The organism is Burkholderia sp. WP9 (assembly GCF_900104795.1).
Taxonomy (GTDB): Bacteria; Pseudomonadota; Gammaproteobacteria; order Burkholderiales; family Burkholderiaceae; genus Paraburkholderia.
Map to the genome: position 1 here is coordinate 1130607 of NZ_FNTG01000002.1, position 22351 is coordinate 1152957.

A 22351-nucleotide genomic window follows, 5' to 3' on the forward strand; every position below is an offset into this window, starting at 1 on the left:
GGCCAGAATTGTCTATCCCTTGCTTGTGGGCGATTGGCCAGGAATACGGTACACGACAGACTTGTACTTTGGCGTTACACGGCCTTCCACGATGACACCGCCAAGAGATTCGGCAATGCGGCGGCTGGGTCGGTTTTCCTCGGCAACCGGATACGTAAAGCTCTTACAGCCTATTGCGCGCGTTGCCCATTGTGCAACCAAAGTTACAGCTTCACGGCCAAAGCCCTGCCGATGGCGATCTTCACGAATCCAGATGCCGAGTTCCGGAGCCTCGGTCCCTACGTGATGAAGCCCTGCCAATCCGAGAAAACTCCCGTCAGCGCGTTGACGCACCACGAAGACGTAGTCCGATCCTTCGTCTATCTTCGGTATCCAGGACCGCCAAACAACATTGAAATCATGCCGGGAAGCGGGAGGCTCCCACCCCATGTAGCGGGTCAGCGAGGGGGTGATGCACATGAAGGCGGCGTCCGCATCGTCGACCGAAAACGGCCTGATCGAGAGCCGCGCTGATTCAAGCCAAATATCCGTCTGTCGCTGCACCATCTGCCGCCACCCTTTGAGCGTCGTCTATATGTCTACGATTGTCGAGGAATCAGAAACCTGCGTCGACTGTCGATTCATGGCTGTATGCATGGCCCGTACCGTAATCAGCCGTTGTGCCTCAGTGCTTCAAGCGCCTGTTGAAAGAACAACTTTCTGCTAAAGCTCTTCAAGCGATTTTATTCCCGGCCGATGGTCAAAAACAAAAGTTGTGCCCCCCCGATTGGGGCGAAACCTTGGCATCGCCATTGCATGTTTGGACCGATTCCGCCTGAATCAGCTCTTTCATATGTCCTGTTCGGTCAAGAGCGTGACTTCATCCGCCGTGTGCGTCCGCCGCCCCCTTCGAGCGACTAAACTGGGCTTCGGTCTTTCGAGGGGGCTTCTCTCAAGCGAACCCCACCCCTCGATTTTTCGGCCTGCCGCTCCCTCGGGCGGCAGGCTCTTTTTCGTGGACCTCTTCAATATCAGGCCGTACGCATGACGACTGCCGGCCTCACCATCGGGTGAAAGACGACCCGCTCCAGTTGCAAAACCGCATGACGCTTTCGAGGAAAGCATGCAACTACCGCACGTAGATAATTTCATCAAGGATTGGCAACACGGCGTCACCTACAACATCTGCGCCTATCGCAAACTTTCAGGGCAGGAGATGGCGCGCGCGATGCAAGTCTTCATTCAGCAACAGGGCGAGCGTCAACCGAAGCAAGGATCGGTTGTCAAGATTTTCTCTGTGATCGGCCTTGGGGACCCTTAGCCGACGTGATGTGTCAGACACGTCCGCGATCGTGCGCGTGACGTCTCGCTGGGCAATAGCTCCGAAGCGCGCCGAATGGGAGCACACGCCGCCGTGCCGACGCCGCGGTCTAATCGAACATTGACAGCAGTTCTGCAATGTCAGCGTCAGGCAATCGCTTGGCGAGCATGTCCCAGAAGATCACGTCGCGCATTGCGCTGGCATCTTCGGCCGTTTTCCACTCGCGCGCACCAACAATGGAATTGGCCGTTTCGCGAGCTGCGGAAACAATTGTCTGAATGTCTTGTTTGTGCATGAATCCGTTAACGGTCACGCGTAGAGCTTATTTAGCCTGAGGCGCAATCGTTTGCTAAAAATTTTTTCCACCTCGACCCGGCCGCAAGACGATGCATGTGCGGTGAACGAGTTGAAGATAGCGCTCCACATGATACAAGCGCGTTCCGTGCGCAAGGAGACAGGAAACTCCTTACTCGAAAACCCGCGCGGATCGCGAAGCCACGCCTGCTGAACACCGACAGGCCGCACACGCCGGAAAGACTGCCAGGCGGGCAGCCGGCGCGAATTCGTAGCTCTGGTTGATCCGGAAGGAAATCGACACGCTCAACGCTCGTGCCCGGACCGATGCCGAACGCACCGACTCGTGATGACCAGGCTCCGCAGTGACGGGAGAGTCGGCTTGCGAGGGTGTCACATTGAACAAATGTGAAGGTGGTCGTTTCCTGGGACGTATCGAGTTGCAGCATCCTCGGCAGATGGACAGTGCCGGCGACGGGCGACGACCTATATGGTCCCATCTCCAAGCGCACGGCCTGACCGACCGGACGTCATTCTAACGCTCCCGATGTGTTGCACCACTTTGCGGCGGTTATCGGAAAGCTTCTGTCCGAGAAGACCAAACCTCGGGACGCCATGCGCGAGGAGCTGAGGCACCCACTTCCCGATACCAATGGCAGACATTCGTGACAGTGCACCACGCGACGAAGCGGAAGCACCCAAGTGAGATAAACCTAACCGCAAATACATTCCTCGCGATATATTTCGCCCATATTGGCCATTTCGCCAATATCGGACAGCAATAATTCCGCATCGCTGATAAATGAAAAAATATATGCGCTATACATTCCGTCTCGCTTCTGTTGAAAATTGCACCGGCAATTTCGAAACATTACCCGCCTGCCGGGACGAATCAGACGCCCAGCAAGGCTGTGGACCACCTGACTATTCCGTGTCGTAAACAGCCAACGTGTTGGCCAATTCAGCCATGAAATATTGTCGTCAGAATCAAACGTATAGCATGAGCCAATAAGAAAAAGACAGGGTCTTGGGGAGAAGACTTTGCAGACCACAAATTTCCGGGGAAAAATAAATGGATTTGGTACATACTCTGCCGCGCAATTCACGGCAAAGTGCCGTGCCGATGCAAACCAGCGCTCTGACTCGCGTCGACATCGCACTGTTCAATGGTTTCGCATTGCCTAAGGTCGCTGCAATCATCGAGATTTTTCAGAAGGCTAACTCGCTCGCCGCGACACAGCGATCGGGCCGCGCACGCTACGACGTCTCGTTGCTCTCCGCGGCGGGTGGGCGCATTGCCAGTTCGTCATCGGTATTCGTCTGGACCGACGACGTCCAGTCGCACCGAGGCACGAACGAGTCACACCTGTTGTTCATTGCAGGCGGTCCGGGCGTGCAGCAGGCGTGTCGCGACGAGCGATTGAGTGACTGGCTGCGCCGCAGGCATCCGTTCAGCGAGATCGTGCATCCGATCGCGGAAGGGCAGTTGCTGCTCGCGGCGGCCGGGCTACCTAGTCGCTACTGTCCGCTTCTTTATGGAGGCAGCGAAGCCCACGGCCTGCATCCGGCGCGATCGCTGACAGAAGCGCCGAGTGCCGTCATGACGGCGCTGCGCATCGTCGAAGAGGATCTCGGCGCCGATCTGGCACAACAGGTCGCCGGGTCGATCGCGCCTCAGCCGAAAGCGCCCTTCAACGCGTCGCTCACACTTGGCGCGACGCCCCAGATCAGCGAAAAAATTCTGGCGTCGGCGCGTTGGCTGGAAGCGAACGTCGATCGTCCCATCTCAATCGACGACGCGGCGCAGGTCGCGGCGATGAGCGAGCGCAACTTCCTACGCCGCTTCAAGAGCGAGATCGGCATCACACCCTCCGACTATCTGCTTCGCGCGCGTTTGAATATGAGTTGCCGGATGCTGGTCGAATCGCGTCTGCCGGTCGACAAGATCGCGCGCCGTTGCGGTATTGGCAGCGGCGGGCAGTTGTCGAAGCTGTTCAGAAAATATCTGGCGACAACACCGACTGATTACCGGATGCGCAACCAGGTGGCACCGTAAAAGTCTCCCCACGAAGGTGCGGGGTCAACGGGATGCGATTCAATCGCTCCTCGCCCACGAACAGGTGCTGGCGTATGAGTCGCAGACCCGGCTAACAGACTGCGAGTCTTGCGAAGACGGGTCCGGGCAACCGCTTGACGGACGGCGACCCTTGACTCTATCGGCCAAGATTGTGGTTCATTCAGCCGAGCTTTCGTTGCGCTAATAGAGCTTCAGTAACATTCAAACCTGTCGATTCGTTCTTCAATGCGCAAGGACGATCGCCCCAACCAACTGGCCATTCGATCCCAAAGTTTGAATGAATGGCTTTTTATTCCGACGGTTCAACGTAGCGAGTGCATAGGAGTATGGGCGAGTTCATTCCAGAGTATCTGATCCGCGAACAGGCGGCGGTGGGTGCGCTCGTTCTGTTCGCCATTATGCGCATTGTCTGCGCTGCCGTCGCCTTCGAGAAGGGATGGCGCATATCCGTCGTGCAAGCTTATTGCATTGCGATCGCAGCGCTTTACTGCCTTCCCCAGCTATTCGATCTGTTCGTGTACTCGTATGGAATGCAGGCCGCGACTGCGGCCGCGGAACTCGAGGGTAAAGCAGCCGGCTCTGCGATTGCCCTCTTTTTCGCCCCCATTCTGAGTCACAGGCTCGGCTACGAATAGTTGCCCTTCAAGTTTTCGGCCCTTCACGGCGTCTGCAACGTCCCGTCTTTCAACCTTGTCTGAGTCCACGTCGTAACGCTGTTCTCGCACGGATATTTCGCCGCCTCGGCTTCATCGAGATCCACGCCGAGACCGGGTTTGTCATTCGCATAGACGTAGCCATCCCTGAACTCGGGAAGCCCTGGGAAAACGTCGAGCAACGCAGCCCGCGGACCTTTGAGGTCCTGGATCACGAAGTTGGGCGGCTCGGTGCCGGACCACTCCTGCACGCCGAAATTGCGCGCGGCCAGATCGATATGGATATTCGCCGCATGCGCCATTGGCGACATGTCACCCGGTCCGTGCCACGCCGTCCTTACGCCAAACTGCTCGGCGAAAATCTGCAGCTTGCGCCCGGCCGTGATGCCCCCGATCTGGCTCAAATGCACGCGAATATAGTCGACGAGACGTTCGGTGATCAGAAAGCGCCATTCGTACGGATTGTTGAATAGCTCACCCTGAGCCAACGGCGTGGTGGTCTTCGCGCGTAATTGCCGCATCCATTCGCCCTCTTCGAGCGCGATCGCATCTTCGAGAAAGAACAGATCGTATTGCTCCAGTTCGCACGCAAAGCGGATCGCTTCAACCGGTTTGAGACGTTCGTGCACGTCGTGGCACAACGCGACGTCGAAACCGATCTTGCTGCGAATGCCGTCGAACAGCTTGAGGGTTTCGCGCATGTACTTTCTGCTGTCCAGATACACACCGTCCGCCGACCCCGAAGGCGCACTCGACGGCGCCCTGCCATAGCCGCCCCCGCCATAGCCGCCGCTCTGGCAGCGAATATGCGTGATGCCCTGCTCGCGATACTTCTGGATGTTCTCGCAAAGTTCATTGAGGTCGCGGCCGTCGGCATGCCGGTAAATCGGCACGCCTTCACGGCACTTGCCGCCGAACAACTGATACAACGGCATATTGGCCTGCTTGCCCTTGATATCCCACAACGCCATATCGATGCCGGAGATCGCGTTGTTCTCGATCGGCCCATTGCGCCAGTAAGCGTTCTGATGCATCAATTGCCAGATTTCCTCGATCGCCTCGGCGTCGCGTCCAATCAGCAGCGGCCGCAAATATTCCTCGATCAGACATTTGACCGCTACGTGGCGGTAAGCAAATGTCGCGCAGCCGAATCCGACCAGACCCGGCTGGTTGGTCTCCACCTTCACGACGATCAGGTTGATGCCTTCCGGCGCGGTCAGAATGACCTTTACATCGGTAATCAAAGTTGCCATTTTTCAGCCTGCCAGAAACGAATCAGAGAGAACCAGTCGGCACGGTCAGCGGATTACGTGCGATTCAACGAGAGCGGCGCTTCACGCTTCGCACGCTGATCGGAATGCGCGGGCACGGTCATCATCAGGATCACGGAGAGCAGCAAGCCGCCCGCCATGAAAATGTACGAAGCCGCCGGGCTGCCGGTCGCGCCGTTCAGATAGCCCACCACCCACGAGCCCGCGAAAGCACCGAGCGCGCCGCATGCGTTGATGAGACCGATCGCGCCGCCGAGCACGTTGCTCGGAATCAACTCGGGCACCAGCGCGAAGAACGGACCGTACGGCGCGTACATCGTTGCGCCCGCCACGACCAGCAGCGCGAACGAGATCCAGAAATGCGAGCCGCCGATCAGATACGACGCGACGAACGCTACCGTGCCCACCAGCAGCAACGGCCATACGAACAGCTTGCGATTGCGTGTCTTGTCCGAGAGCCACGAGGCGAGCAGCATGAGGATGATCGCCGCGAGGTACGGCACGGCGGCGAGCCAGCCGACCGAAACGATATCGATCGTGGACGCTGCCTTGAGGATCGACGGCAACCACATGATGAAGCCGTACACGCCGATGCTCCAGAGCGCGTGGATCGCGCAGAACTTCATCACGATCGACGAACGCAACGCCGTCTTGTAGTCGCGCACCGGCGCAATGTCGGCCTGCTCGGCTTTGAGGCGCGCGGTAAGTTCGGTCTTTTCGGCTTCGCTCATCCACGGCGCGTCGGCCGGACGATCCTTGACCGTGAACCACCACACCACCGCCCAGATGAGCGCCGGCGCACCTTCAATAACAAACATTTCACGCCAGCCGAAACTGCGCACCAGATAGCCCGATACCACCGACATCCACAAGACCGTCACCGGATTGCCGAGAATCAGGAAGGTATTGGCGCGCGAGCGCTCGGTGCGGGTGAACCAGCGGCTGATGTACATCAGCATCGACGGCATGACGGCGGCTTCCACCACGCCGAGCGTAAAGCGCAGCACCATCAGCATCGGAATATTGCTGACCATGCCGGTTGCGGCCGCGCACAGTCCCCACAGAATCAGGCTGAAGAAGATCAGCTTCTTCACGCTGTTGCGCTGCGCGTAGATCGCGCCGGGCACCTGGAACAGGCAGTAGCCGAGAAAGAACAGCGAGCCGATCAGCGAGGACGTGCCGTGCGTGATCCCGAGATCCCTGTCGATCCCGGCAGCGGCGGCAAAGCCGTAATTGGCGCGATCGAGATAGGCGAGGCTGTATGTAATGAAGATGATGGGCATCAGATACCACCATCTTTGAGTTGCTACGGGCTTGACGCTTTCCATGATGTCTCCGGATCGGTACGGCGCATACAACGGTTGACTGCGCGCGAGTCGTTTGTTTGTTCTGCTGTACTCGCGCGGACCTGCATTCAATAAAGTTTCAGAGTACGGCCAGCCATCCGCCGTCCACGTAAATGATCTGGCCGTTCACATAGCTCGACGCAGGCGACGCGAGAAAGACCGCCGTGCCGACGAGTTCTTCCGGTTTGCCCCAGCGTTTCGAGGGGTTGCTGCTTTTCACCCATGCGTCGAAAGCGGCGTTCTCGATCAGCGGTTTGTTCATGTCGGTGAGGATGTAGCCAGGGCCGATCGCGTTCGCCTGGATATCCGAGGCGGCCCACTCGGCGCTCATCGCGCGGGTCAGCATCTTGATGCCGCCCTTCGCCGCGGTGTAAGCGCCGACTGTCGCGCGGCCTGCTTCGCTCGTGAGCGAACCGATGTTGATGATCTTGCCGCCCGTGCCGCGCGCGATCATGCGTCGCGCAGCCTGCTTCGCGACGATGAATGCGCTCGTCAGGTTGGTGTCGATCACGCGCTGCCAGTCGCTCAGTTCGAGATCGACGAGCGGCTTGCGAAACTGGATGCCCGCGTTATTCACGACAATGTCGATCTGCACGCCGTCTTTGTCCCACTGCGCGAAAGCCTCGGCGACAGCGGTCTCGTCGGTGACGTCGAATGCGCGACCCAGTGCCTGGTAACCCTTGCCGGAAAGTTTGCCGACCGACTCGGCAACCGTATCCGCGCGCGTGCCGTTGAGCACGACGCGCGCGCCCGCCGCGGCCAGCCCCTCGGCCAGCGCAAAGCCAATGCCGCGCGCGGAACCGGTGACGAGCGCCGTGCGGCCGGTGAGATCGAATAGTTGGGTCATGCTGGATCCTCTGTGCAATCGGGAGAAAAGGCGCGAGTACGCCCATCGCGACGGCGCTGCGCGTCGCGTTTCAAGTTCATGGGGTGGCCGTCCGCGAGAGAGGCTTGCGTCAGGCCGGTTGATCGTTGGCGGTGTCGTTCAATGCCGCGCGGTCTTCGAAATCCTGCTCGGCGCGTTTGATGAGCGTGAGTACGGCCTGTTCAGCGGCCTCCGGATCGCCCTGCTCGATCGCGATGCACAGCGCCTCGTGCATGGGCAGTGAACGGGCCGGACCACCGGCGATTTCCGAGCTGAGCTCGAAGCTCGTGCGGAGAATCGCCGACAGCGCGTTCTGCATCTGCTGGACGAACTGGTTGTGACAGGCCGCCAGGATCGCGCCGTGAAACGCGAGGTCGGCGGGAACGTACTCGCCGTGGCCAGCCACCGCGCGCTCCATCGCCTTGAAGGCACGGCGCACCGCCACGCGATCTTCCGGCGTTGCGCGTTTGGCGGCGAGTTTGGCAGCGTTCGGTTCGATGATCAGGCGCAATTCCATCAGGTCTTCGATCAGACCCGGCTCGACCGTGCCGGCGCGCGCGCGCCAGGTGATCACGTCGGGATCGAACAGTTGCCACTGCGAGCGCGGCAGCACGATCGTGCCGTAGCGGCGGCGCACCTGCAGCATGCCCTTGGCCGAGAGCGACTTCATCGTCTCGCGGATGGTGATGCGGCTCACCTGCATCTGCTCGGCCAGAATCGGCTCGGCGGGAAGGATATCGCCGGGCATGAACTTGCCTGAACAGATCTGTTCGCCCATCTGGTTCAGGACCTGCCTATGTAGCGTCGCCACCATTCACTCTCTAGGTCATACGTATGATGTAGAAGATAGGCGTGCATCGGTTCCATTGCAACCAGGGATGACCCTCGGGGTGCGTTCCGCCCTGACCACGTTTTGACTCAATTTTAACTAACCAGTTAGAATATATTGGAATCGGAGATTCGGGACGAGTCACGAGCCTTCTATTTTTGTTCGCATTTGCGATGATTTTCTGGGGAAAACGACGTGTTACGCCGTAAGTTTTTATCGTCAATGGTCCTGATGGCTGCGGGCATCGCAGTCGCCAAGGCCCGTGTGATTTTCGGCGGCATGCCGTGGTTCAAGGATCCGGTGGTGCTGCCGGAGCCAGTGGTGGCGGACGGCTGGAAGTTCTTCACAGCTCAAGAGGTAGCCGCTGTCGAAGCAATCGCCGACCGGCTGATTCCGTCGGACGAATTGAGCATCGGCGGCAAGGAAGCGGGCTGCGCGCTCTTCATCGATCGCCAGTTGAGCGGCGACTACGGCCGTGCAGCCACGCAATACCGGCTGGGAGAATTCAAGCCGGGCACGCCGAGCCAGGGTCCGCAGATCAAGGACACGCCCGCCGAGCGCTATCGCGCGGGCCTGAAGTCGCTCGACGACCACTGCAAGCAGAATTTCAGCGGCAAGGCCTTCAATGCGCTTTCGCCCGAGCAGCAGGATGGTCTTCTCAAACAGCTCGAAGCCGGCGCGCTCGCGCTCGGCAGAGTCGATTCAAAGGCCTTCTTCAATCTGGTTCTGCAGAACGTGCGCGAAGGGTTCTTCGCCGATCCGATCTACGGCGGCAACAAGGACATGGCCGGCTGGAAGATGCTCGGCTTCCCCGGCGCGCAATACGATTTCCGCGACGTGATCGGCCGTCAGGGCGAAGACCTGAAGATCATTCCGATCAGCCTCATCAGCCGCAAGAGCTGACGCGCGCGGATCCAATTGCATCACTGCATCACTGCACCCCACTGCAACAAGCGGAGAATTACATGGCACTCAAACGTGCTAAGGCCGACGCCGTAATCGTCGGTCTCGGCTGGGCCGGTTCGCTCATGGCGAACGAATTGACCCAGGCAGGTCTGAACGTGGTCGCGATCGAACGCGGCGCATGGCGCGATACCAGCAGCGATTTCCCCACCACGGTCGACACCGACGAACTGCGCTTCGCCACGCGCCGCGCGCTCATGCAGCCGCCCGCTGTCGAAACGCTGACGTTCCGCAACACGTCGGATCAGACCGCGCTGCCGCTGCGCGACTGGAACACCTACCAGTTCGGTATCGGCGTGGGCGGTGCCGGTACGCACTGGAATGGCATGACGTGGCGCTTCCTGCCGAACGACTTCCAGACCTATACGAACACGGTCGAGCGTTACGGCAAGAGCAAATTCCTCGAAGGCATGCAGGTGCAGGATTGGGGCGTAACGTACGCCGACCTCGAACCGTTCTACGACAAGTTCGAGCGCCTCGCCGGCACCTCGGGCCGTGCGGGCAACATTCAGGGCAAGCTCCAGGAAGGTGGCAACCCGTTCGAAGGTCCGCGCAATCGCGACTATCCGTTGCCGCCGCTCGAACGCACGCGGGTCGCAACGATCTTCGATAAAGCTGCGCGCGAGCTCGGCTATCACCCGTTTCCGGTTCCTGCCGGCAATACCTCAGGCGCGTATGTGAATCCGCTGGGCGTCCATATGGCGCCCTGCACGTATTGCGGCTACTGCGAGTTCTTCGGTTGCGGCAACTGGTCCAAGAGCAGCCCGCAGGCGTGCATCATGCCCGCGCTCATGCAGCGCAAGAATTTCAGCGTGATCACCGAATCCGAAGTGCTGCGCGTGAACCTCGCCGAAGACAGGAAAACGGCGACCGGTGTCACCTTCGTGGACCACGACAACAACGAGTGGGAGCAGCCCGCCGACATCGTCGTGATCTCGGCCTACCAGATGGACAACGTGCGCCTGATGCTCCTGTCGGGCATCGGCAAGCCATATAACCGCGAAACCGGCGAAGGCGTGGTCGGACGCAACTACGCGTACCAGACCATCTCGGGCGCGTCGATTTTCTTCGAAAACGAGCGGCTCAATCCGTTCATCGGCGCGGGCGCACTCGCGCAGGCGATCGACGACTTCAACAGCGACAACTTCGACCACAGCAACCACGATTTCATCGGTGGTGGCGTGGCGCTCGTGCACTCGACCAATGGCCGGCCGATCGGTTTGAGCAACGGTGTGCCGCCCGGCACGCCGCGTTGGGGCAGCGAGTGGAAGAAGGCATATCAGCACGCTTATCAGAACTACAACTCGATTTACGTAATGGGCAACAGCTATCCGCATCGCGACGTGTATCTCGATCTCGACCCGGAGTACAAGGACCGTTTCGGCAGACCGCTATTGCGCGTGACGTTCGACTGGATCGAAAACGACAAGCGCTCGGCGAAATTCATGGCCGACAAGTCCGAGGAACTCGGTCATGCAATGGGCGCGAAAACCGTTGTGCGCAGCGAGCCGACCACCAGGCCGTTCTCGCCGATGGACAATCTGTCCTCGCATACGACCGGCGGCGCGATCATCGGCGACGATCCGAAGACCAGCGCACTCAATCGCTACCTGCAAAGCTGGGACGTGCATAACACCTTCGTGGTGGGCGCGTCCGCGTTTGCCAACAACGGCGGCTACAATCCGACCGGCACCGTCGGCGCCACCACGCTGTGGGCCGCGGAAGCGATCAAGTCGCAGTATCTGAAGTCGCCCGGCCCGCTGGTGAGGATCTGAACGTGCGCGCCAAGACATTCATCGGTTCATTCAGCGCGGTGGTGCTCGCCGCCGCGGCTTTCGTCGCGTGGGATCATGCGGGCGATGCGCACGCGCAGAGCAACGCCAACGCGCAGAGCAACGCCGGCAGCCAAAGCGCGTTGAACGCGCCTTCGCCGAAGGCCGCGCCGCTTTCTTCCGCCGATTCGGACGCCGTCAAGCGCGGCCTGTACCTGGCGCGCGCCGGCGACTGTATCGCCTGCCACACGGCCGAGGGCGGCAAGCCCTTCGCAGGCGGCCTACCGCTGGAAACGCCGTTCGGCAAGATCGTCGCGAGCAATATCACGCCCGACAAGGACACCGGCATCGGCACCTGGAGCGACGCGGAGTTCATTCGCGCCGTCAAGGAAGGACGCGGCAAGCACGGCGAATTCCTGTACCCGGCGATGCCTTATACGGCCTATGCGAAGGTCAGCGATCAGGATCTGCGCGATATCAAGGCGTATCTGGATACCGTCCCGCCTGTGAACAACAGGGTCGACGCGAATCAATTGCCCTTCCCGTTCAACATCCGCATGCTGATGTTCGGCTGGAATCTGCTGTTCTTCGACAAGACGCCGTTCAGGAATGACGACAGGCAGTCGGTGGAATGGAATCGTGGCGCCTATCTGGTCGAAGGGCTCGGTCATTGCGCGTCCTGTCACACCGCGAAGAACTTCCTCGGCGGCGACGAGGCCGCGTTGCAAGGCGGCTCGCTGCAGGGCTGGCACGCGCCTGAAATTACGGGCAATGCGTACACGGGGCTCGGCAAGTGGTCGACGGATGACATCGTCGAATACCTGCATACAGGTGGCAACAATCGCAGTGTCGCGTCGGGCCCGATGGCCGAAGCGGTGACGAATTCGCTGCAACACCTGAGCACTTCAGACCTCCATGCAATGGGCGTGTACCTGAAGAGCTTGCCGGGATCCGATCGCAAGCCAGCGGCAGCGCTTGCGGCAAACGACTCCACCATGACGCTTGGCCACTCGCTGTTCATGGCGAACTGCGCCGCGTGCCACCGTTCGTCAGGGCAAGGCGTGACGGGCATGGTGTCGTCGCTCGCGGATAGCGCGGGTGTACAGGCACCCGATCCGACCAATATGCTGCGCACGATCCTGATCGGCAGCCGCGGCGCTGTGACGCAAAGCAACCCGACCGGCGCGGCCATGCCGAACTTCAGCTGGAAGCTGACGGACGGCGATATCGCGGCCATCTCGACGTATGTGCGCAATAGCTGGGGCAACGCGTCGGCGCCGGTCTCCGCCGACGACGTCAAGAAAGCCCGCAGCAGTCTCGGCGCACAATCGGCAATCGGTGTGGCGCAGAACCGCTAGCAGGTCACGCGCCTGTTCTTGCAATGTCAAAAGCCGGCGTGGTGTCACGCCGGCTTTTTTGCGTCGCGAGCCATTCAGCGCATTTCACAGGTCTGGCTAAAAGCCGAACAGGCTGCGAGGCGTCGTCCACAAGACGCGGCGGCGCGCGTCGGCATCGGGAATCAGGCGCTGAAGCAGCGTCAGCAGCGGGGCATAATCCATCCGCACCGGCGAGCGCAGGAACGGCCAGTCCGAACCCCAGACGCAACGATCCGGTCCGAAGGTGTGAAGAAGTTGCCGCGCGAAAAACTGCGCATCTTCGTACGGATAGTCCAGCTGCGAAAACTTCTGCAGACCGGAAATCTTGACGACGGTGCGATCGGTATCGGCAAGACGCAGCAGCGACTGAAAACCTGGCTGGTTGATACCGGCCGCCGGCTCGGGTCGACCGCAATGGTCGATGAGCAAGCGCGTCGCGGTTCGCGCGATCAGCGGCTCGAGTGCGACCAGTTGATCACCCGTCACCTGAATCTGCGCGAACATATCGAGGTCGGCCAGCATGCCGAAAAGCGGCTCGGCATGGTTCATCGCTTCGACGCCTTCCATTGCCGGATTGAAGGCGACGCCGACCACGCCCGCAGCCTTCATTTCCTGCAGCGCTTGCCGGCTCACATCGTGGTCCACCACGGCAATGCCTTTGAAGCGATCTCCATGCTGCGCAATGGCGTCGAGCATGCAGCGATTGTCCGTGCGGTAGCCGCTCGTCGGCCCGACTAGCAACGCATGCTGCACGCCGCACGCATCCATCACGCGGGCAAACTGCGCGGCGGTGCCGATCTCCTGCATCGACGGCCGGTATGCGGTGTCGGCGCGATAAGGAAAGCGTGCGGGTTCGAAGACATGGTTGTGACAGTCGATCTTCTCTTCGTCGAAGATTGTCATTGGCGGGACTCTCTGAAAATTGCGCGGTCGCGGCGTACCGCTTCGAACATACCTTGCGTGCTTTTATACGCGAGTTCGAGCCGTTCGTTCGCAGGCAGCAACGGCAACGGCATTTCCACGCTCATGGCCGTGCCGGCAGGCAGCGCGTCCAGCAGATCGCCAAGCGGCAAGGCCCCCTGACCGGGCGGCAAGCGGCCGGTGCGCGCCTCGAGAATCGTCGCTTCGTCGCCGACGGGATCGTCGTGCGACGCGTCGCAAAGCTGTACCGCTTGCAGCATTCCCGGCGGCAGTGCCCGGATGTCCGCCGCACTGCCGCCCGAGCGCGCGAGATGCAACGCATCGACGAGAATCGCGAGATTTGCACTGCCCGCGCGCTCGACAATCGAGCGTGCCTCACCCAGCGTGCCGACGTGGCGCCAGCGCATGAACTCAAGATCGACGCGCAAACCATATCGCACGGCAAGTTCGCACAAGGCCGCAACGTTGGCGGCCAGCCGCGCTGCGTCGGGGTCGTCGCCGGAAATCGTCACGCAGGCCGCGCCCAGATCGGCGGCTGCATCGAACATGGGCGCATAGGACGCCACGTCGATCTCGGGCAACACCGGAATGAACTCCACGTCCTGCACTCTCATGCCTTCGTCGGCGAGAACGCGTTTGAGTGCGCGATGCGCTTCGCTACCCACCACGGACGGATAGGCGATCGCACCTGGCGACGTGGGGTTGGACCTGAGCCCCACCGCGTCGAAGCCAGCGCGCCGCGCTTGCACGACCCACTCCAGCGGAGCCAGCTCCAGCGCCGTGAGATGCGCCACCGCAAGCTTTGGCGCTAATGTGGAAGCGTTCAATATGTCGCCCTCCCGCCAGTCAGATCGAAAGTAAAGCCGCTCGTGAAGCTGCATTCGGGACTGGCGATCCAGCTGACCATCGCGCCGACCTCTTCGATCTGCAGGAAGCGGCCCATCGGAATCTTGGCTTTGCTTGCCTCGATATGTGCGTCGGACATCTCTTTGAACAGCTCGGTTTCGACCATTGCCGGCGCGACGCAGTTGATCAGCACGTTGTCCTTCGCCAGTTCCTTCGCCGCGGCTTTGGTGAACGCGATGACACCCGCTTTCGCCGCCGAGTACCCGGAGATGAACTGTACCCCCTCCTTACCCGCGATCGACGCCACGTTGACAATGCGGCCGCCGCCGCGTGCGCGCATATGCGGAATGGCGGCACGGCAACAGTAAAACACGCTGTTCAGATCCACGGCGATCACACGTTCCCACGCGTCCACGGGATATTCCCAGCACGGCGCGACCGGCCCGTTGATTCCCGCGTTATTCACGAGAATATCGACCTGTCTCAAAGCGTCGAGCGTGGCCGCGAATGCCTGCTCGACCGAGCCGATCGAAGCGACATCCACCTGCTGCACATGGTCGGGCGTAAAGCCGAGCCGTTGCGCGCTGCAGTCGCTCACATCGAGGTCCCATAGCGCCACGCGCGCGCCATCCGCTTTCAGCTTTTGCGCGATACCGAGGCCAATGCCACGCGCGGCGCCTGTGACGATGGCCACTTTTCCGTCGAGAGAGCGCGTCATATCCGGTTACTTCCTTTCGTTAAGAGATGATGTTCTTGAATTCGATGCGCTTGATATCGCCGACCACGAAGATGTACGACAGCGCGCCAACCAGCGTGACGGTCGAAATGAAGGCGAGCGCGTAGACGAACGACCCCGTCGCGTTGACGATCAGGCCGATCACGAGCGGCGTGACGATGCCCGCCGCGTTGGCGAACAGATTGAAGATGCCGCCGCTCAGGCCCAGCAATCCTTTTGGCGCGATGTCCGAGACGATCATCCAGGCGAGCGCCGACATGCCTTGAGCGAAGTAGGCGACACACAGAATCGCGATGACCATCGCGGTCGACTCGACATAGTTGGCGAGGACAATGCTCGACGCCGCCAGCAGGCCGGCGATCACCGGCAGCTTGCGCGACCAGTTCAACGAGATGCCACGGCGCAGCATGGCGTCGGAAATCCAGCCGCCCGCAAGCGTTCCCACCGATGCGGCGATGAAAGGCAGCACCGCGATCAGCCCGACCTTGAGCCACGGCATATGACGCTCGGTCACGAGGTAAGTCGGGAACCACGTCAGAAAGAACACGTTGGTCGAGTTGCAGGCGAACTGGCCGATGCAGATGCCAAACATGCTGCGCCGCCTGAGCAGCGCGCCGATATCGGACCAGCGGAAGTTCGTGGCCTTCTGGCTGCCGTCGACCACGCCGCCGCCTTGGGCGATGTAGTCGAGCTCGGCCCGATTCGCGTTCTTCGACTGATGCGGCTCATGAAAGCGCATCAACCAGATGCCGCCGAATAGCACCCCGACCGTGCCGACGATACCGAACAGCGCGCGCCATCCATAGCGTTGTTCCAGCCAGAACAACAACGGACTCAGGAACGCCAGCCCCACGTATTCCGCGAACGTATAGATACCGGTCGCTCTAGCGCGCTCGCTCTGCGGAAACCAGATCGCCACGACGCGGCTATTGGTCGGAAAACACGGCGCTTCGGCAATGCCGATCAGAAGACGCATAATCAACAGCGACACGAAGCCGGTCGCCAGGCCCTGCAAACCCGTGAACAGCGACCAGAGCGTGAGCGCGAAGAAATAGGTCCAGCGGGTGCCGACGCGGTCCAGCATCACGCCGCCGGGGATCTGCGACGCGGTATAGGTCCACGAAAACGCTGAAAAGATCACGCCCATCAAGGCCGGATTGAGGCCGAGTTCGTGACTCATGCTCGGCGCGGCAATGCCGGCGACGCTGCGATCCAGATAGTTGATCATCGTGCCGACCGCCAGCAGCGCGAGGATGCCGAAGCGGGCGCGGGTTCGCCGCGCGGTCGTGGCGACGTCGATTGTCGCGGCGCCTGACTGAGTTGCGTGGTTCATGGTGTCTCCATCCTGTCTGCTTTCTGGCGCGGCGCGCGTTGCCGGTGCAACCGGTGCGCGTTACGCGATGCGGAAGTCGGGCTCCCGATGAGCAGATACTAGATAGGTGACGCGCGCTTGTCGTATGCCGAGTTTCAGCTACCCTATAACTTTTGGTTAAGATCTCCGGATACGTGTTCTGGAGGATCCATGCGGTTCAAGCTGAGGCAAATGGAAGTGTTTCGCGCGGTCATGCTGACCGGGTCGATCAACGCGGCGGCGAAGATGCTCTACGTGTCCCAGCCCGCGATCAGCAAACTGGTTTCCCACACGGAAACCACGCTGGGACTGCGCCTCTTCGAACGCACCAAGGGGCGGCTCATCCCGACGGCGGAAGCGCAGGCGCTCTTCAGGGAAGTGGAACAGGTCTATCAGGCGGCGCTGAGCGTCGATGAATTCGCGCGGGCGTTGGCGCTCGGGCCGGCGAGCCTGTTGCGGGTGTCGTGCAGTCCGTCGTTGGCGACCTCGATCGTCGCGCCCGCGATCGTCGAGTTGAAGCGGCAGTTGCCGGCGCTGAGCGTGGACTGGCACACCACGCTGATGGCCGACATGCCGCTCGAAGTCCTGAGCAAGGCCGTCGACGTAGCTATAACGTCAATGCCGATCGAACATGAACATCTCGACGTGGTGCCGTTCATGCGTGGCAGGATGGTCTGCGTGGTGCCGCCCGGTCACCGCCTCGCCGCAGCCGAACCCATTGCACTCAGCGAGTTGATCGGCGAGCCGATGGTTCTGTTTCGGCGCGACATTCCGTTCGGCACGATGATCGCGCGCGCGTGCCAGCAAGCCAATGTGGAACTGGAATCCGTGGTGGACGTCACGCGTGCCGATCAGGCGCTGGCGCTCGTCAAGGGCGGTCTGGGGCTCGCCATTGTCGACGAGTTCGCCGCGGAGGCACAGGGTTTGATCATCCGCCCGCTGGTCGAGGAACTCGAACTCGTCTCGACGTTTGTCTATTCGAAGTTCTCTCCCCCATCGCGCAACACCGCACTGTTGATGCACGCGGTCTACGAGCAGGCGCAGCGGATCGATCGGCATATTCATGGTGTGTCGCTGCCGGAGTGAGGCCGCCGCGGCAGAGCGCTGAAGCGGCCATTCCGCCGGCTACAGCGTGGCGGTCACCCCGCCGTCCACGTAGAGGATGTGTCCGTTCACGAAGTTCGACGCGCCGCTCGCGAGAAAGACTGCTGCACCGACGAGATCTTCCACATCGCCCCAACGGCGCGACGGCGTGCGTCCAGTCAGCCATTTGCTGAAGGTCTCGTCGTTGACCAGCGCTTCGGTCAATTCGGTCTTGAAGTAACCGGGCCCGAGACCGTTCACCTGAATGCCGTGCTGCCCCCAGTCGATCGCCATGCCCTTGGTCAGCATCTTCACGGCGCCCTTGCTCGCGGTGTAGGCGGCAATGTTGGGACGGCCCAGCTCGCTTTGCACCGAACAGATATTGATGATCTTGCCGCGTTTGCGCTCGATCATATGCCGCGCCACCGCCTGGCCGACCAGGAACACACTATCGACGTTGGTCTTCATCAGCTCCTGCCACTGCTCGTGGGAAAACTGTTCGAGCGGCGCGCGGCGCTGCATGCCGGCGTTGTTGACGAGAATGTCGATTGCGCCGATCTCGCGTTCGATATCGCCGATCGCCTTTTCCACATCGTCAGCCGATGTCACATCGAAACTGGCGGCATGGACCGTGGCGCCCTCATCGCGCAAACGGCTTACCGCCTCCGCGAGCCTCGCCGCGTTACGGCCGTTCAGAATGAGTTCAGCGCCCGCGCCGGCCAACCCTTTTGCGAGCGCGTAGCCGATGCCGGTACTCGACCCGGTGACCAGAGCACGCCGCCCCGTCAGATCAAACATGTTCAGATTGCTATTCAACTCAACTTCTCCTCGACTCTAATTCGTCCGATTCCCATCGTACATTAGCGGGTGCGTTCAGCCATTGCATCACCGCCTCCATGCTCCTCGCGCTGTCATGCAAAGCACAGAGATGCAGCACGCCGGTTTCACCCTCCGGTGACTCGAGGTTCTCGAACTGATCCGCGACCAATGTCGCGGGAAATTCATGATCGGACCGCTCCGCCACGCGCGCAATCGCCTCGGCCAGGGAAATGTCGAGAAACACGAATCGCAGTCCGGCGACACGCGCGCGCAGATGCTCGCGGTAACGGCGCTTCAACGCGGAACAGGACAGCACCGCCGCACCTTGAATCTCATCCAGTCGAGCAGCAAGGCGATCAAGCCACGGCTCGCGGTCGCTGTCGCACAAGGCGACACCGCGGCACATCTTGTCGCGGCTTTCCGCCGAATGATGCTCGTCTCCCTCGATGAAGACGCCCTCCAGCGCGACGGCCAGCTTGCGCGCGAGCGTCGACTTGCCTGAGCCCGACACGCCCATCACCACTATCTTATCTGTCACGTTGCACAATCCAGCTACGTTCTCACGGCAGACGATCGATCGGATCGCGCCAGTCATTCAACAGGCAACGGTGCGCCGATGAAAGCGCACCGCTGCCTCGCACGCCTTTCAGTGTCAGGACACCGGGGTGAACTTGAGCTGGTCGATCGGCGTGACCTTGTCAGTGCGGGTCAGGCCGTAGGGCGTCTTCGGCCCGAGCCACTTGTTGAAAATCGCGCTCATCTCGCCGCTCTGTTCCATCGACGCCAGCGCCTTGTTGACCGCGCCCAGCATGGCCGGCTCGTTCTGCCGCAAGCCTACCGCGATCGGCTCGATCAGCATCGGCTCCGCCGCGATCGACACCGCGCCGTCCGTGCCGTCCACCTGCTTCGCGATCTTCATGGCGGTCATCTGATTGGTCACGAAGCCCTTGACCTTGTTTTGCTCGAGTGCCAGAAATGCCGAACTGGTGTCGTGAAACGTCACCGCCTGGCCGTCCTTGATCGAAATCGGAATCGACTGCGCGGATGTCGAGCCGTCGGCGGCACTGATCTTCTGCCCCGTGAAATCGGCCAGCTTCTTGCTGGCGTCGGCCTTCTTCACGACCAGGACTTCCTTGGCGGAGTAGTACGAGTCGCTGAAGGCGATTTGCGTCGCGCGGGTCTTGGTATAGGCCAGGTTCGCCACCACGATGTCGACGCGCCCGAGCTTCAGTTGCGGAATACGCGCTTCCACCGCGAGCGGCTCCAGCTTCGCCTTCACGCCCAGTTGTTTCGCCACGGCATTGCACAGGTCTACGTCCATGCCTTCGAGCTGACGCGTCTGCATATTCGGATACGAGAACGGCTCGACATTCGAATACACGCCACAACTCAATTCGCCGCGACTCTTGATGTCGGCCAGTTGATCAGCATGAGCCGGGGCAACCGATGCGACCGCACCGCCTACCACCGCCATCCCCGCGAAAATTTTCTTTACCTGCATCGTGATGCTCCTGAAGTGTATGTATAAAGCAACTCATTGCTGATCAAAGGAACGCAATACGGACCGCGGTGGCAAACCGCTTGCCTCAATGCGTGCGAAGGTCGGACAGGAACCGCTGCGCGCGTGCGTGTTTCGGACGCAGGAAGAACTCTTCCGGCTCCGCTGTTTCGAGAATCTTCCCGGCGTCCATGAACCACACACGATCGGCGACTTCGCGTGCAAAGCCCATCTCATGCGTGACGCACATCATGGTCATGCCTTCCTGCGCGAGGCTCTTCATCACGTTCAATACTTCGCCGACCATCTCGGGGTCGAGCGCGCTGGTCGGTTCGTCGAACAGCATGGCCGGCGGATCCATCGCCAGTGCCCGCGCAATCGCGACACGTTGCTGCTGGCCACCGGACAATTGCGGCGGAAATGCCTTGGCCTTGTTCGACAGACCGACACGCGAGAGCAAATCCGCGGCCTTGCGTTCCGCCTCGGCACGCTTGAGGCCGTTCACACGCATTGGCGAGAGCGTGATGTTGTCCAGCACGGAGAGATGCGGAAACAGGTTGAACTGCTGAAACACGAAACCGACACGGCTGCGGTAAGCGTTCAATCCGAGCTTCTTGTCGTGGATATCCTGACCGTCGAAAAAGATCTGGCCGCGATTGATTTCCTCGAGCCGGTTGACGGTGCGAATCAACGTCGACTTACCCGATCCGGACGGGCCGCACACCACCACGACTTCACCTTTGCGAACTTCGGCGTCCACGTCCACGAGAGCGTGATATTCGCCGTACCATTTGTTGACGCTGGAAAACTTGATCATGCGAATTACCTCGAAGTGATTGAACGCCTAGTTCTCGGTGGGCAGCGGATCGGCGAGCGCGACCGTGTCGGCTTTCCGGGTCTTCGCCGCGACACCGGCGCGCTTGCGGGTCACGCGCCGCTCCAGATACTGCGCAAGCTGCGTGAGCGCATAACAGAGGGCGAAGTAGCTCAAGGCGAGAATCAGATAGACCGGAAACGGCTTGGTCAGCAACCGGTTGTTGATCTGATCCGCGGCGAAGGAGATTTCCTGCACGTTGATGATGTAGCCGAGCGACGTTTCCTTGATGGTCGAGACGAACTGCGTGACCATGCTCGGCACCACGTTGTAGAGCGCCTGCGGCAGGATGACCGCGCGCATGGTCTTCATGTAACTCATGCCGAGCGCGCGCGACGCTTCCGCCTGCCCTTTCGGCAACCCCTCGATGCCGGCACGGATGATCTCGCCGAGATACGCGGAGTCGTAGATCACCAGCGCGCACAGCATCGTGACGAAGCCGGTGACCGGATATCCGGTCAGCACCGGCACGAGAAAATACACCCAGAAGATCACCATCAGCAGCGGAATGCCGCGCACCATGTAGACGAGCCCGGTGGCCGGCGCCCGCAAGAAACGGTACGGGCTGATCCGCGCGAGAGCGACCAGAATCCCCAACGGGAAGGCAATGACCAGTGCGCACAGCGACAGCAGTATCGTCAGCACGATGCCGCCTAGCGGCCCGTGCGGATACTGCCCGATCAGCAGCAGCGTCCAGTTGTCGCGCAGGATGTCGAACATGTCACTTCACTCCCGGAATGCGGTAGTGCATCGCGATCCTCGCACCGCCCAGCATGATGACGAGGGACAAGCCGAGATACATCACCGTGGCGACGAAATACGATTCGAAAGACAGGAAGGTTTCGTTTTCGATTTGCCGGGTCACATACGTCAGTTCGGCCGCGCCGATCGCCATAGCGAGACTCGTGTTCTTGAACAGCAATACCGCGTGATTGACCATCGGCGGAATCGCATTGCGCAGCGCTTGCGGCAACACGACGAAACGCATGCCGTTGAGGAAGTTCAGACCCAACGCACGCGAGGCTTCATACTGACCGTAGGGAATCGCACGCAGTCCGCTGCGGATGTCCTCGGAGAGATAAGCCGCGCTGCACAGTCCGATCGCGATCACCGCGAAAATGAACTGCCCGTTGTAGTGGTTCAGCAGCGCCTGCAGCGACTCTGGCAAGATGTTCGAGATGCCGAAGTACCAGAACAGGATCTGGACCAGCATCGGCACATTGCGATGGTATGCAACGAACGTCGCGACAAAGGCGGTCGCGAGACGATTGTTGGTGAGGCGAATCAGCGTGAGAAGAATGCCCACCACCAGCGAGAGAGCCCACGCCAGTGCCGCCATCGCGAGTGTCAGCTCGATGCCGTGCAGGAACAGCGCCCCATAGTCGCCCTGCAGCACTGTCGCCAGATCAAAATGAAGTTTCATATTGCGCATCCCAATGATTCGGATCGAAGCGATGAACGCCGTCTGACTCGACCT

At 60.7% G+C, this 22351-nt stretch carries 23 protein-coding genes; 7 read left to right on the forward strand and 16 right to left on the reverse strand.

What is annotated here, in order from left to right; all coding sequences use genetic code 11:
* Positions 1-12 precede the first annotated feature (12 nt).
* Positions 13-546, reverse strand: a complete 534-nt coding sequence (locus BLW71_RS26350; protein ID WP_091803702.1) for a GNAT family N-acetyltransferase — start codon at positions 544-546, stop codon at positions 13-15.
* A gap of 556 nt (positions 547-1102) precedes the next feature.
* On the opposite strand from BLW71_RS26350, the gene BLW71_RS26355 reads away from it, so the two are divergent.
* On the forward strand, positions 1103-1300 hold the full coding sequence (locus BLW71_RS26355) for a hypothetical protein (protein ID WP_091803705.1): 198 nt from the start codon (positions 1103-1105) through the stop codon (positions 1298-1300).
* Between the two features lie 109 nt (positions 1301-1409).
* Here the strand turns inward: BLW71_RS26355 and BLW71_RS26360 are convergent, their stop codons facing one another.
* On the reverse strand, positions 1410-1595 hold the full coding sequence (locus BLW71_RS26360) for a hypothetical protein (RefSeq protein ID WP_091803709.1): 186 nt from the start codon (positions 1593-1595) through the stop codon (positions 1410-1412).
* A 1071-nt stretch (positions 1596-2666) separates the two neighbouring features.
* Between BLW71_RS26360 and BLW71_RS26365 the strand changes: the two genes are divergently transcribed.
* Together BLW71_RS26365 and BLW71_RS26370 are read left to right on the forward strand one after the other, a co-directional pair.
* On the forward strand, positions 2667-3650 hold the full coding sequence (locus BLW71_RS26365) for a GlxA family transcriptional regulator (RefSeq protein WP_091803712.1): 984 nt from the start codon (positions 2667-2669) through the stop codon (positions 3648-3650).
* Between the two features lie 347 nt (positions 3651-3997).
* On the forward strand, positions 3998-4306 hold the full coding sequence (locus tag BLW71_RS26370; protein ID WP_091803715.1) for a hypothetical protein: 309 nt from the start codon (positions 3998-4000) through the stop codon (positions 4304-4306).
* 23 nt (positions 4307-4329) lie between these two features.
* On the opposite strand, the gene BLW71_RS26375 is transcribed toward BLW71_RS26370, so the two are convergent.
* The 4 genes from BLW71_RS26375 to BLW71_RS26390 all read right to left on the reverse strand — a co-directional run bounded on the left by BLW71_RS26375 (position 4330) and on the right by BLW71_RS26390 (position 8620).
* A complete protein-coding gene (locus BLW71_RS26375) occupies positions 4330-5577 on the reverse strand; it encodes an enolase C-terminal domain-like protein (protein ID WP_091803719.1) in 1248 nt (415 codons plus the stop codon).
* A gap of 53 nt (positions 5578-5630) precedes the next feature.
* Entirely contained in the window at positions 5631-6923 is a 1293-nt protein-coding gene (locus BLW71_RS26380; RefSeq protein WP_091803722.1) for an MFS transporter, read from the reverse strand.
* A gap of 97 nt (positions 6924-7020) precedes the next feature.
* Positions 7021-7788, reverse strand: coding sequence for an SDR family oxidoreductase (locus BLW71_RS26385; RefSeq protein ID WP_091803725.1), 768 nt, complete (start codon positions 7786-7788; stop codon positions 7021-7023).
* A 109-nt stretch (positions 7789-7897) separates the two neighbouring features.
* The gene (locus tag BLW71_RS26390) at positions 7898-8620 is read right to left on the reverse strand and encodes a FadR/GntR family transcriptional regulator (RefSeq protein ID WP_286162109.1); all 723 of its coding nucleotides are present in this window, start codon (positions 8618-8620) and stop codon (positions 7898-7900) included.
* Positions 8621-8830: 210 nt separating this feature from the next.
* Between BLW71_RS26390 and BLW71_RS26395 the strand changes: the two genes are divergently transcribed.
* The 3 genes from BLW71_RS26395 (at position 8831) to BLW71_RS26405 (ending at position 12728) form a co-directional block, all read left to right on the forward strand.
* Positions 8831-9538 (forward strand): gluconate 2-dehydrogenase subunit 3 family protein, encoded by a 708-nt coding sequence (locus BLW71_RS26395; protein WP_091803729.1) that lies wholly within the window; start codon positions 8831-8833, stop codon positions 9536-9538.
* Positions 9539-9600: 62 nt separating this feature from the next.
* Positions 9601-11373: a GMC family oxidoreductase gene (locus BLW71_RS26400; RefSeq protein WP_091803732.1), complete on the forward strand. Its 1773-nt coding sequence runs from the start codon at positions 9601-9603 to the stop codon at positions 11371-11373.
* A 2-nt stretch (positions 11374-11375) separates the two neighbouring features.
* A complete protein-coding gene (locus BLW71_RS26405) occupies positions 11376-12728 on the forward strand; it encodes a cytochrome c (protein ID WP_218157133.1) in 1353 nt (450 codons plus the stop codon).
* Positions 12729-12824: 96 nt separating this feature from the next.
* Here BLW71_RS26405 and BLW71_RS26410 read toward each other — a convergent pair whose 3' ends face one another.
* The 4 genes from BLW71_RS26410 to BLW71_RS26425 are packed head-to-tail and all read right to left on the reverse strand — an operon-like array spanning position 12825 to position 16582.
* Positions 12825-13649: an amidohydrolase family protein gene (locus tag BLW71_RS26410; protein WP_091803736.1), complete on the reverse strand. Its 825-nt coding sequence runs from the start codon at positions 13647-13649 to the stop codon at positions 12825-12827.
* Positions 13646-14494: a sugar phosphate isomerase/epimerase family protein gene (locus BLW71_RS26415; RefSeq protein ID WP_091803739.1), complete on the reverse strand. Its 849-nt coding sequence runs from the start codon at positions 14492-14494 to the stop codon at positions 13646-13648. The genes BLW71_RS26410 and BLW71_RS26415 overlap by 4 nt, the downstream gene beginning before the upstream one ends.
* A complete protein-coding gene (locus BLW71_RS26420) occupies positions 14491-15231 on the reverse strand; it encodes an SDR family NAD(P)-dependent oxidoreductase (protein WP_091803742.1) in 741 nt (246 codons plus the stop codon). Before BLW71_RS26420 ends, BLW71_RS26415 begins: the two co-directional genes overlap by 4 nt.
* A 19-nt stretch (positions 15232-15250) precedes the next feature.
* Positions 15251-16582, reverse strand: a complete 1332-nt coding sequence (locus BLW71_RS26425) for an MFS transporter (RefSeq protein ID WP_091803745.1) — start codon at positions 16580-16582, stop codon at positions 15251-15253.
* A gap of 189 nt (positions 16583-16771) precedes the next feature.
* On the opposite strand from BLW71_RS26425, the gene BLW71_RS26430 reads away from it, so the two are divergent.
* A complete protein-coding gene (locus BLW71_RS26430) occupies positions 16772-17686 on the forward strand; it encodes a LysR family transcriptional regulator (protein ID WP_091803748.1) in 915 nt (304 codons plus the stop codon).
* A 39-nt stretch (positions 17687-17725) separates the two neighbouring features.
* Here the strand turns inward: BLW71_RS26430 and BLW71_RS26435 are convergent, their stop codons facing one another.
* The 6 genes from BLW71_RS26435 to BLW71_RS26460 all read right to left on the reverse strand — a co-directional run bounded on the left by BLW71_RS26435 (position 17726) and on the right by BLW71_RS26460 (position 22297).
* Positions 17726-18481 carry a glucose 1-dehydrogenase gene (locus BLW71_RS26435; protein ID WP_091808910.1) on the reverse strand — a complete coding sequence of 252 codons (756 nt, stop codon included), beginning with the start codon at positions 18479-18481 and terminating at the stop codon, positions 17726-17728.
* Positions 18482-18500: 19 nt separating this feature from the next.
* Positions 18501-19097: a gluconokinase gene (locus BLW71_RS26440; RefSeq protein ID WP_091803750.1), complete on the reverse strand. Its 597-nt coding sequence runs from the start codon at positions 19095-19097 to the stop codon at positions 18501-18503.
* A 57-nt stretch (positions 19098-19154) separates the two neighbouring features.
* Positions 19155-20003 (reverse strand): transporter substrate-binding domain-containing protein, encoded by an 849-nt coding sequence (locus tag BLW71_RS26445; protein WP_091803753.1) that lies wholly within the window; start codon positions 20001-20003, stop codon positions 19155-19157.
* An 85-nt stretch (positions 20004-20088) separates the two neighbouring features.
* Positions 20089-20817, reverse strand: coding sequence for an amino acid ABC transporter ATP-binding protein (locus BLW71_RS26450; RefSeq protein WP_091803756.1), 729 nt, complete (start codon positions 20815-20817; stop codon positions 20089-20091).
* Between the two features lie 27 nt (positions 20818-20844).
* Positions 20845-21594: an amino acid ABC transporter permease gene (locus BLW71_RS26455; RefSeq protein ID WP_091803760.1), complete on the reverse strand. Its 750-nt coding sequence runs from the start codon at positions 21592-21594 to the stop codon at positions 20845-20847.
* A gap of 1 nt (position 21595) precedes the next feature.
* On the reverse strand, positions 21596-22297 hold the full coding sequence (locus tag BLW71_RS26460; RefSeq protein ID WP_091808912.1) for an amino acid ABC transporter permease: 702 nt from the start codon (positions 22295-22297) through the stop codon (positions 21596-21598).
* Positions 22298-22351: the final 54 nt, after the last annotated feature.

Bases quoted from the DNA above. Each gene is read 5' to 3' on its own strand.
- BLW71_RS26460 (WP_091808912.1), bottom strand. From the start codon at position 22,297: ATGAAACTTCATTTTGATCTGGCGACAGTGCTGCAGGGCGACTATGGG.
- BLW71_RS26385 (WP_091803725.1), bottom strand. From the start codon at position 7,788: ATGACCCAACTATTCGATCTCACCGGCCGCACGGCGCTCGTCACCGGT.
- BLW71_RS26450 (WP_091803756.1), bottom strand. From the start codon at position 20,817: ATGATCAAGTTTTCCAGCGTCAACAAATGGTACGGCGAATATCACGCT.
- BLW71_RS26360 (WP_091803709.1), bottom strand. From the start codon at position 1,595: ATGCACAAACAAGACATTCAGACAATTGTTTCCGCAGCTCGCGAAACG.
- BLW71_RS26390 (WP_286162109.1), bottom strand. From the start codon at position 8,620: ATGGTGGCGACGCTACATAGGCAGGTCCTGAACCAGATGGGCGAACAG.
- BLW71_RS26425 (WP_091803745.1), bottom strand. From the start codon at position 16,582: ATGAACCACGCAACTCAGTCAGGCGCCGCGACAATCGACGTCGCCACG.
- BLW71_RS26445 (WP_091803753.1), bottom strand. From the start codon at position 20,003: ATGCAGGTAAAGAAAATTTTCGCGGGGATGGCGGTGGTAGGCGGTGCG.
- BLW71_RS26400 (WP_091803732.1), top strand. From the start codon at position 9,601: ATGGCACTCAAACGTGCTAAGGCCGACGCCGTAATCGTCGGTCTCGGC.
- BLW71_RS26440 (WP_091803750.1), bottom strand. From the start codon at position 19,097: ATGACTGGCGCGATCCGATCGATCGTCTGCCGTGAGAACGTAGCTGGA.
- BLW71_RS26380 (WP_091803722.1), bottom strand. From the start codon at position 6,923: ATGGAAAGCGTCAAGCCCGTAGCAACTCAAAGATGGTGGTATCTGATG.
- BLW71_RS26370 (WP_091803715.1), top strand. From the start codon at position 3,998: ATGGGCGAGTTCATTCCAGAGTATCTGATCCGCGAACAGGCGGCGGTG.
- BLW71_RS26365 (WP_091803712.1), top strand. From the start codon at position 2,667: ATGGATTTGGTACATACTCTGCCGCGCAATTCACGGCAAAGTGCCGTG.
- BLW71_RS26410 (WP_091803736.1), bottom strand. From the start codon at position 13,649: ATGACAATCTTCGACGAAGAGAAGATCGACTGTCACAACCATGTCTTC.
- BLW71_RS26455 (WP_091803760.1), bottom strand. From the start codon at position 21,594: ATGTTCGACATCCTGCGCGACAACTGGACGCTGCTGCTGATCGGGCAG.
- BLW71_RS26420 (WP_091803742.1), bottom strand. From the start codon at position 15,231: ATGACGCGCTCTCTCGACGGAAAAGTGGCCATCGTCACAGGCGCCGCG.
- BLW71_RS26430 (WP_091803748.1), top strand. From the start codon at position 16,772: ATGCGGTTCAAGCTGAGGCAAATGGAAGTGTTTCGCGCGGTCATGCTG.
- BLW71_RS26435 (WP_091808910.1), bottom strand. From the start codon at position 18,481: ATGTTTGATCTGACGGGGCGGCGTGCTCTGGTCACCGGGTCGAGTACC.
- BLW71_RS26350 (WP_091803702.1), bottom strand. From the start codon at position 546: ATGGTGCAGCGACAGACGGATATTTGGCTTGAATCAGCGCGGCTCTCG.
- BLW71_RS26355 (WP_091803705.1), top strand. From the start codon at position 1,103: ATGCAACTACCGCACGTAGATAATTTCATCAAGGATTGGCAACACGGC.
- BLW71_RS26375 (WP_091803719.1), bottom strand. From the start codon at position 5,577: ATGGCAACTTTGATTACCGATGTAAAGGTCATTCTGACCGCGCCGGAA.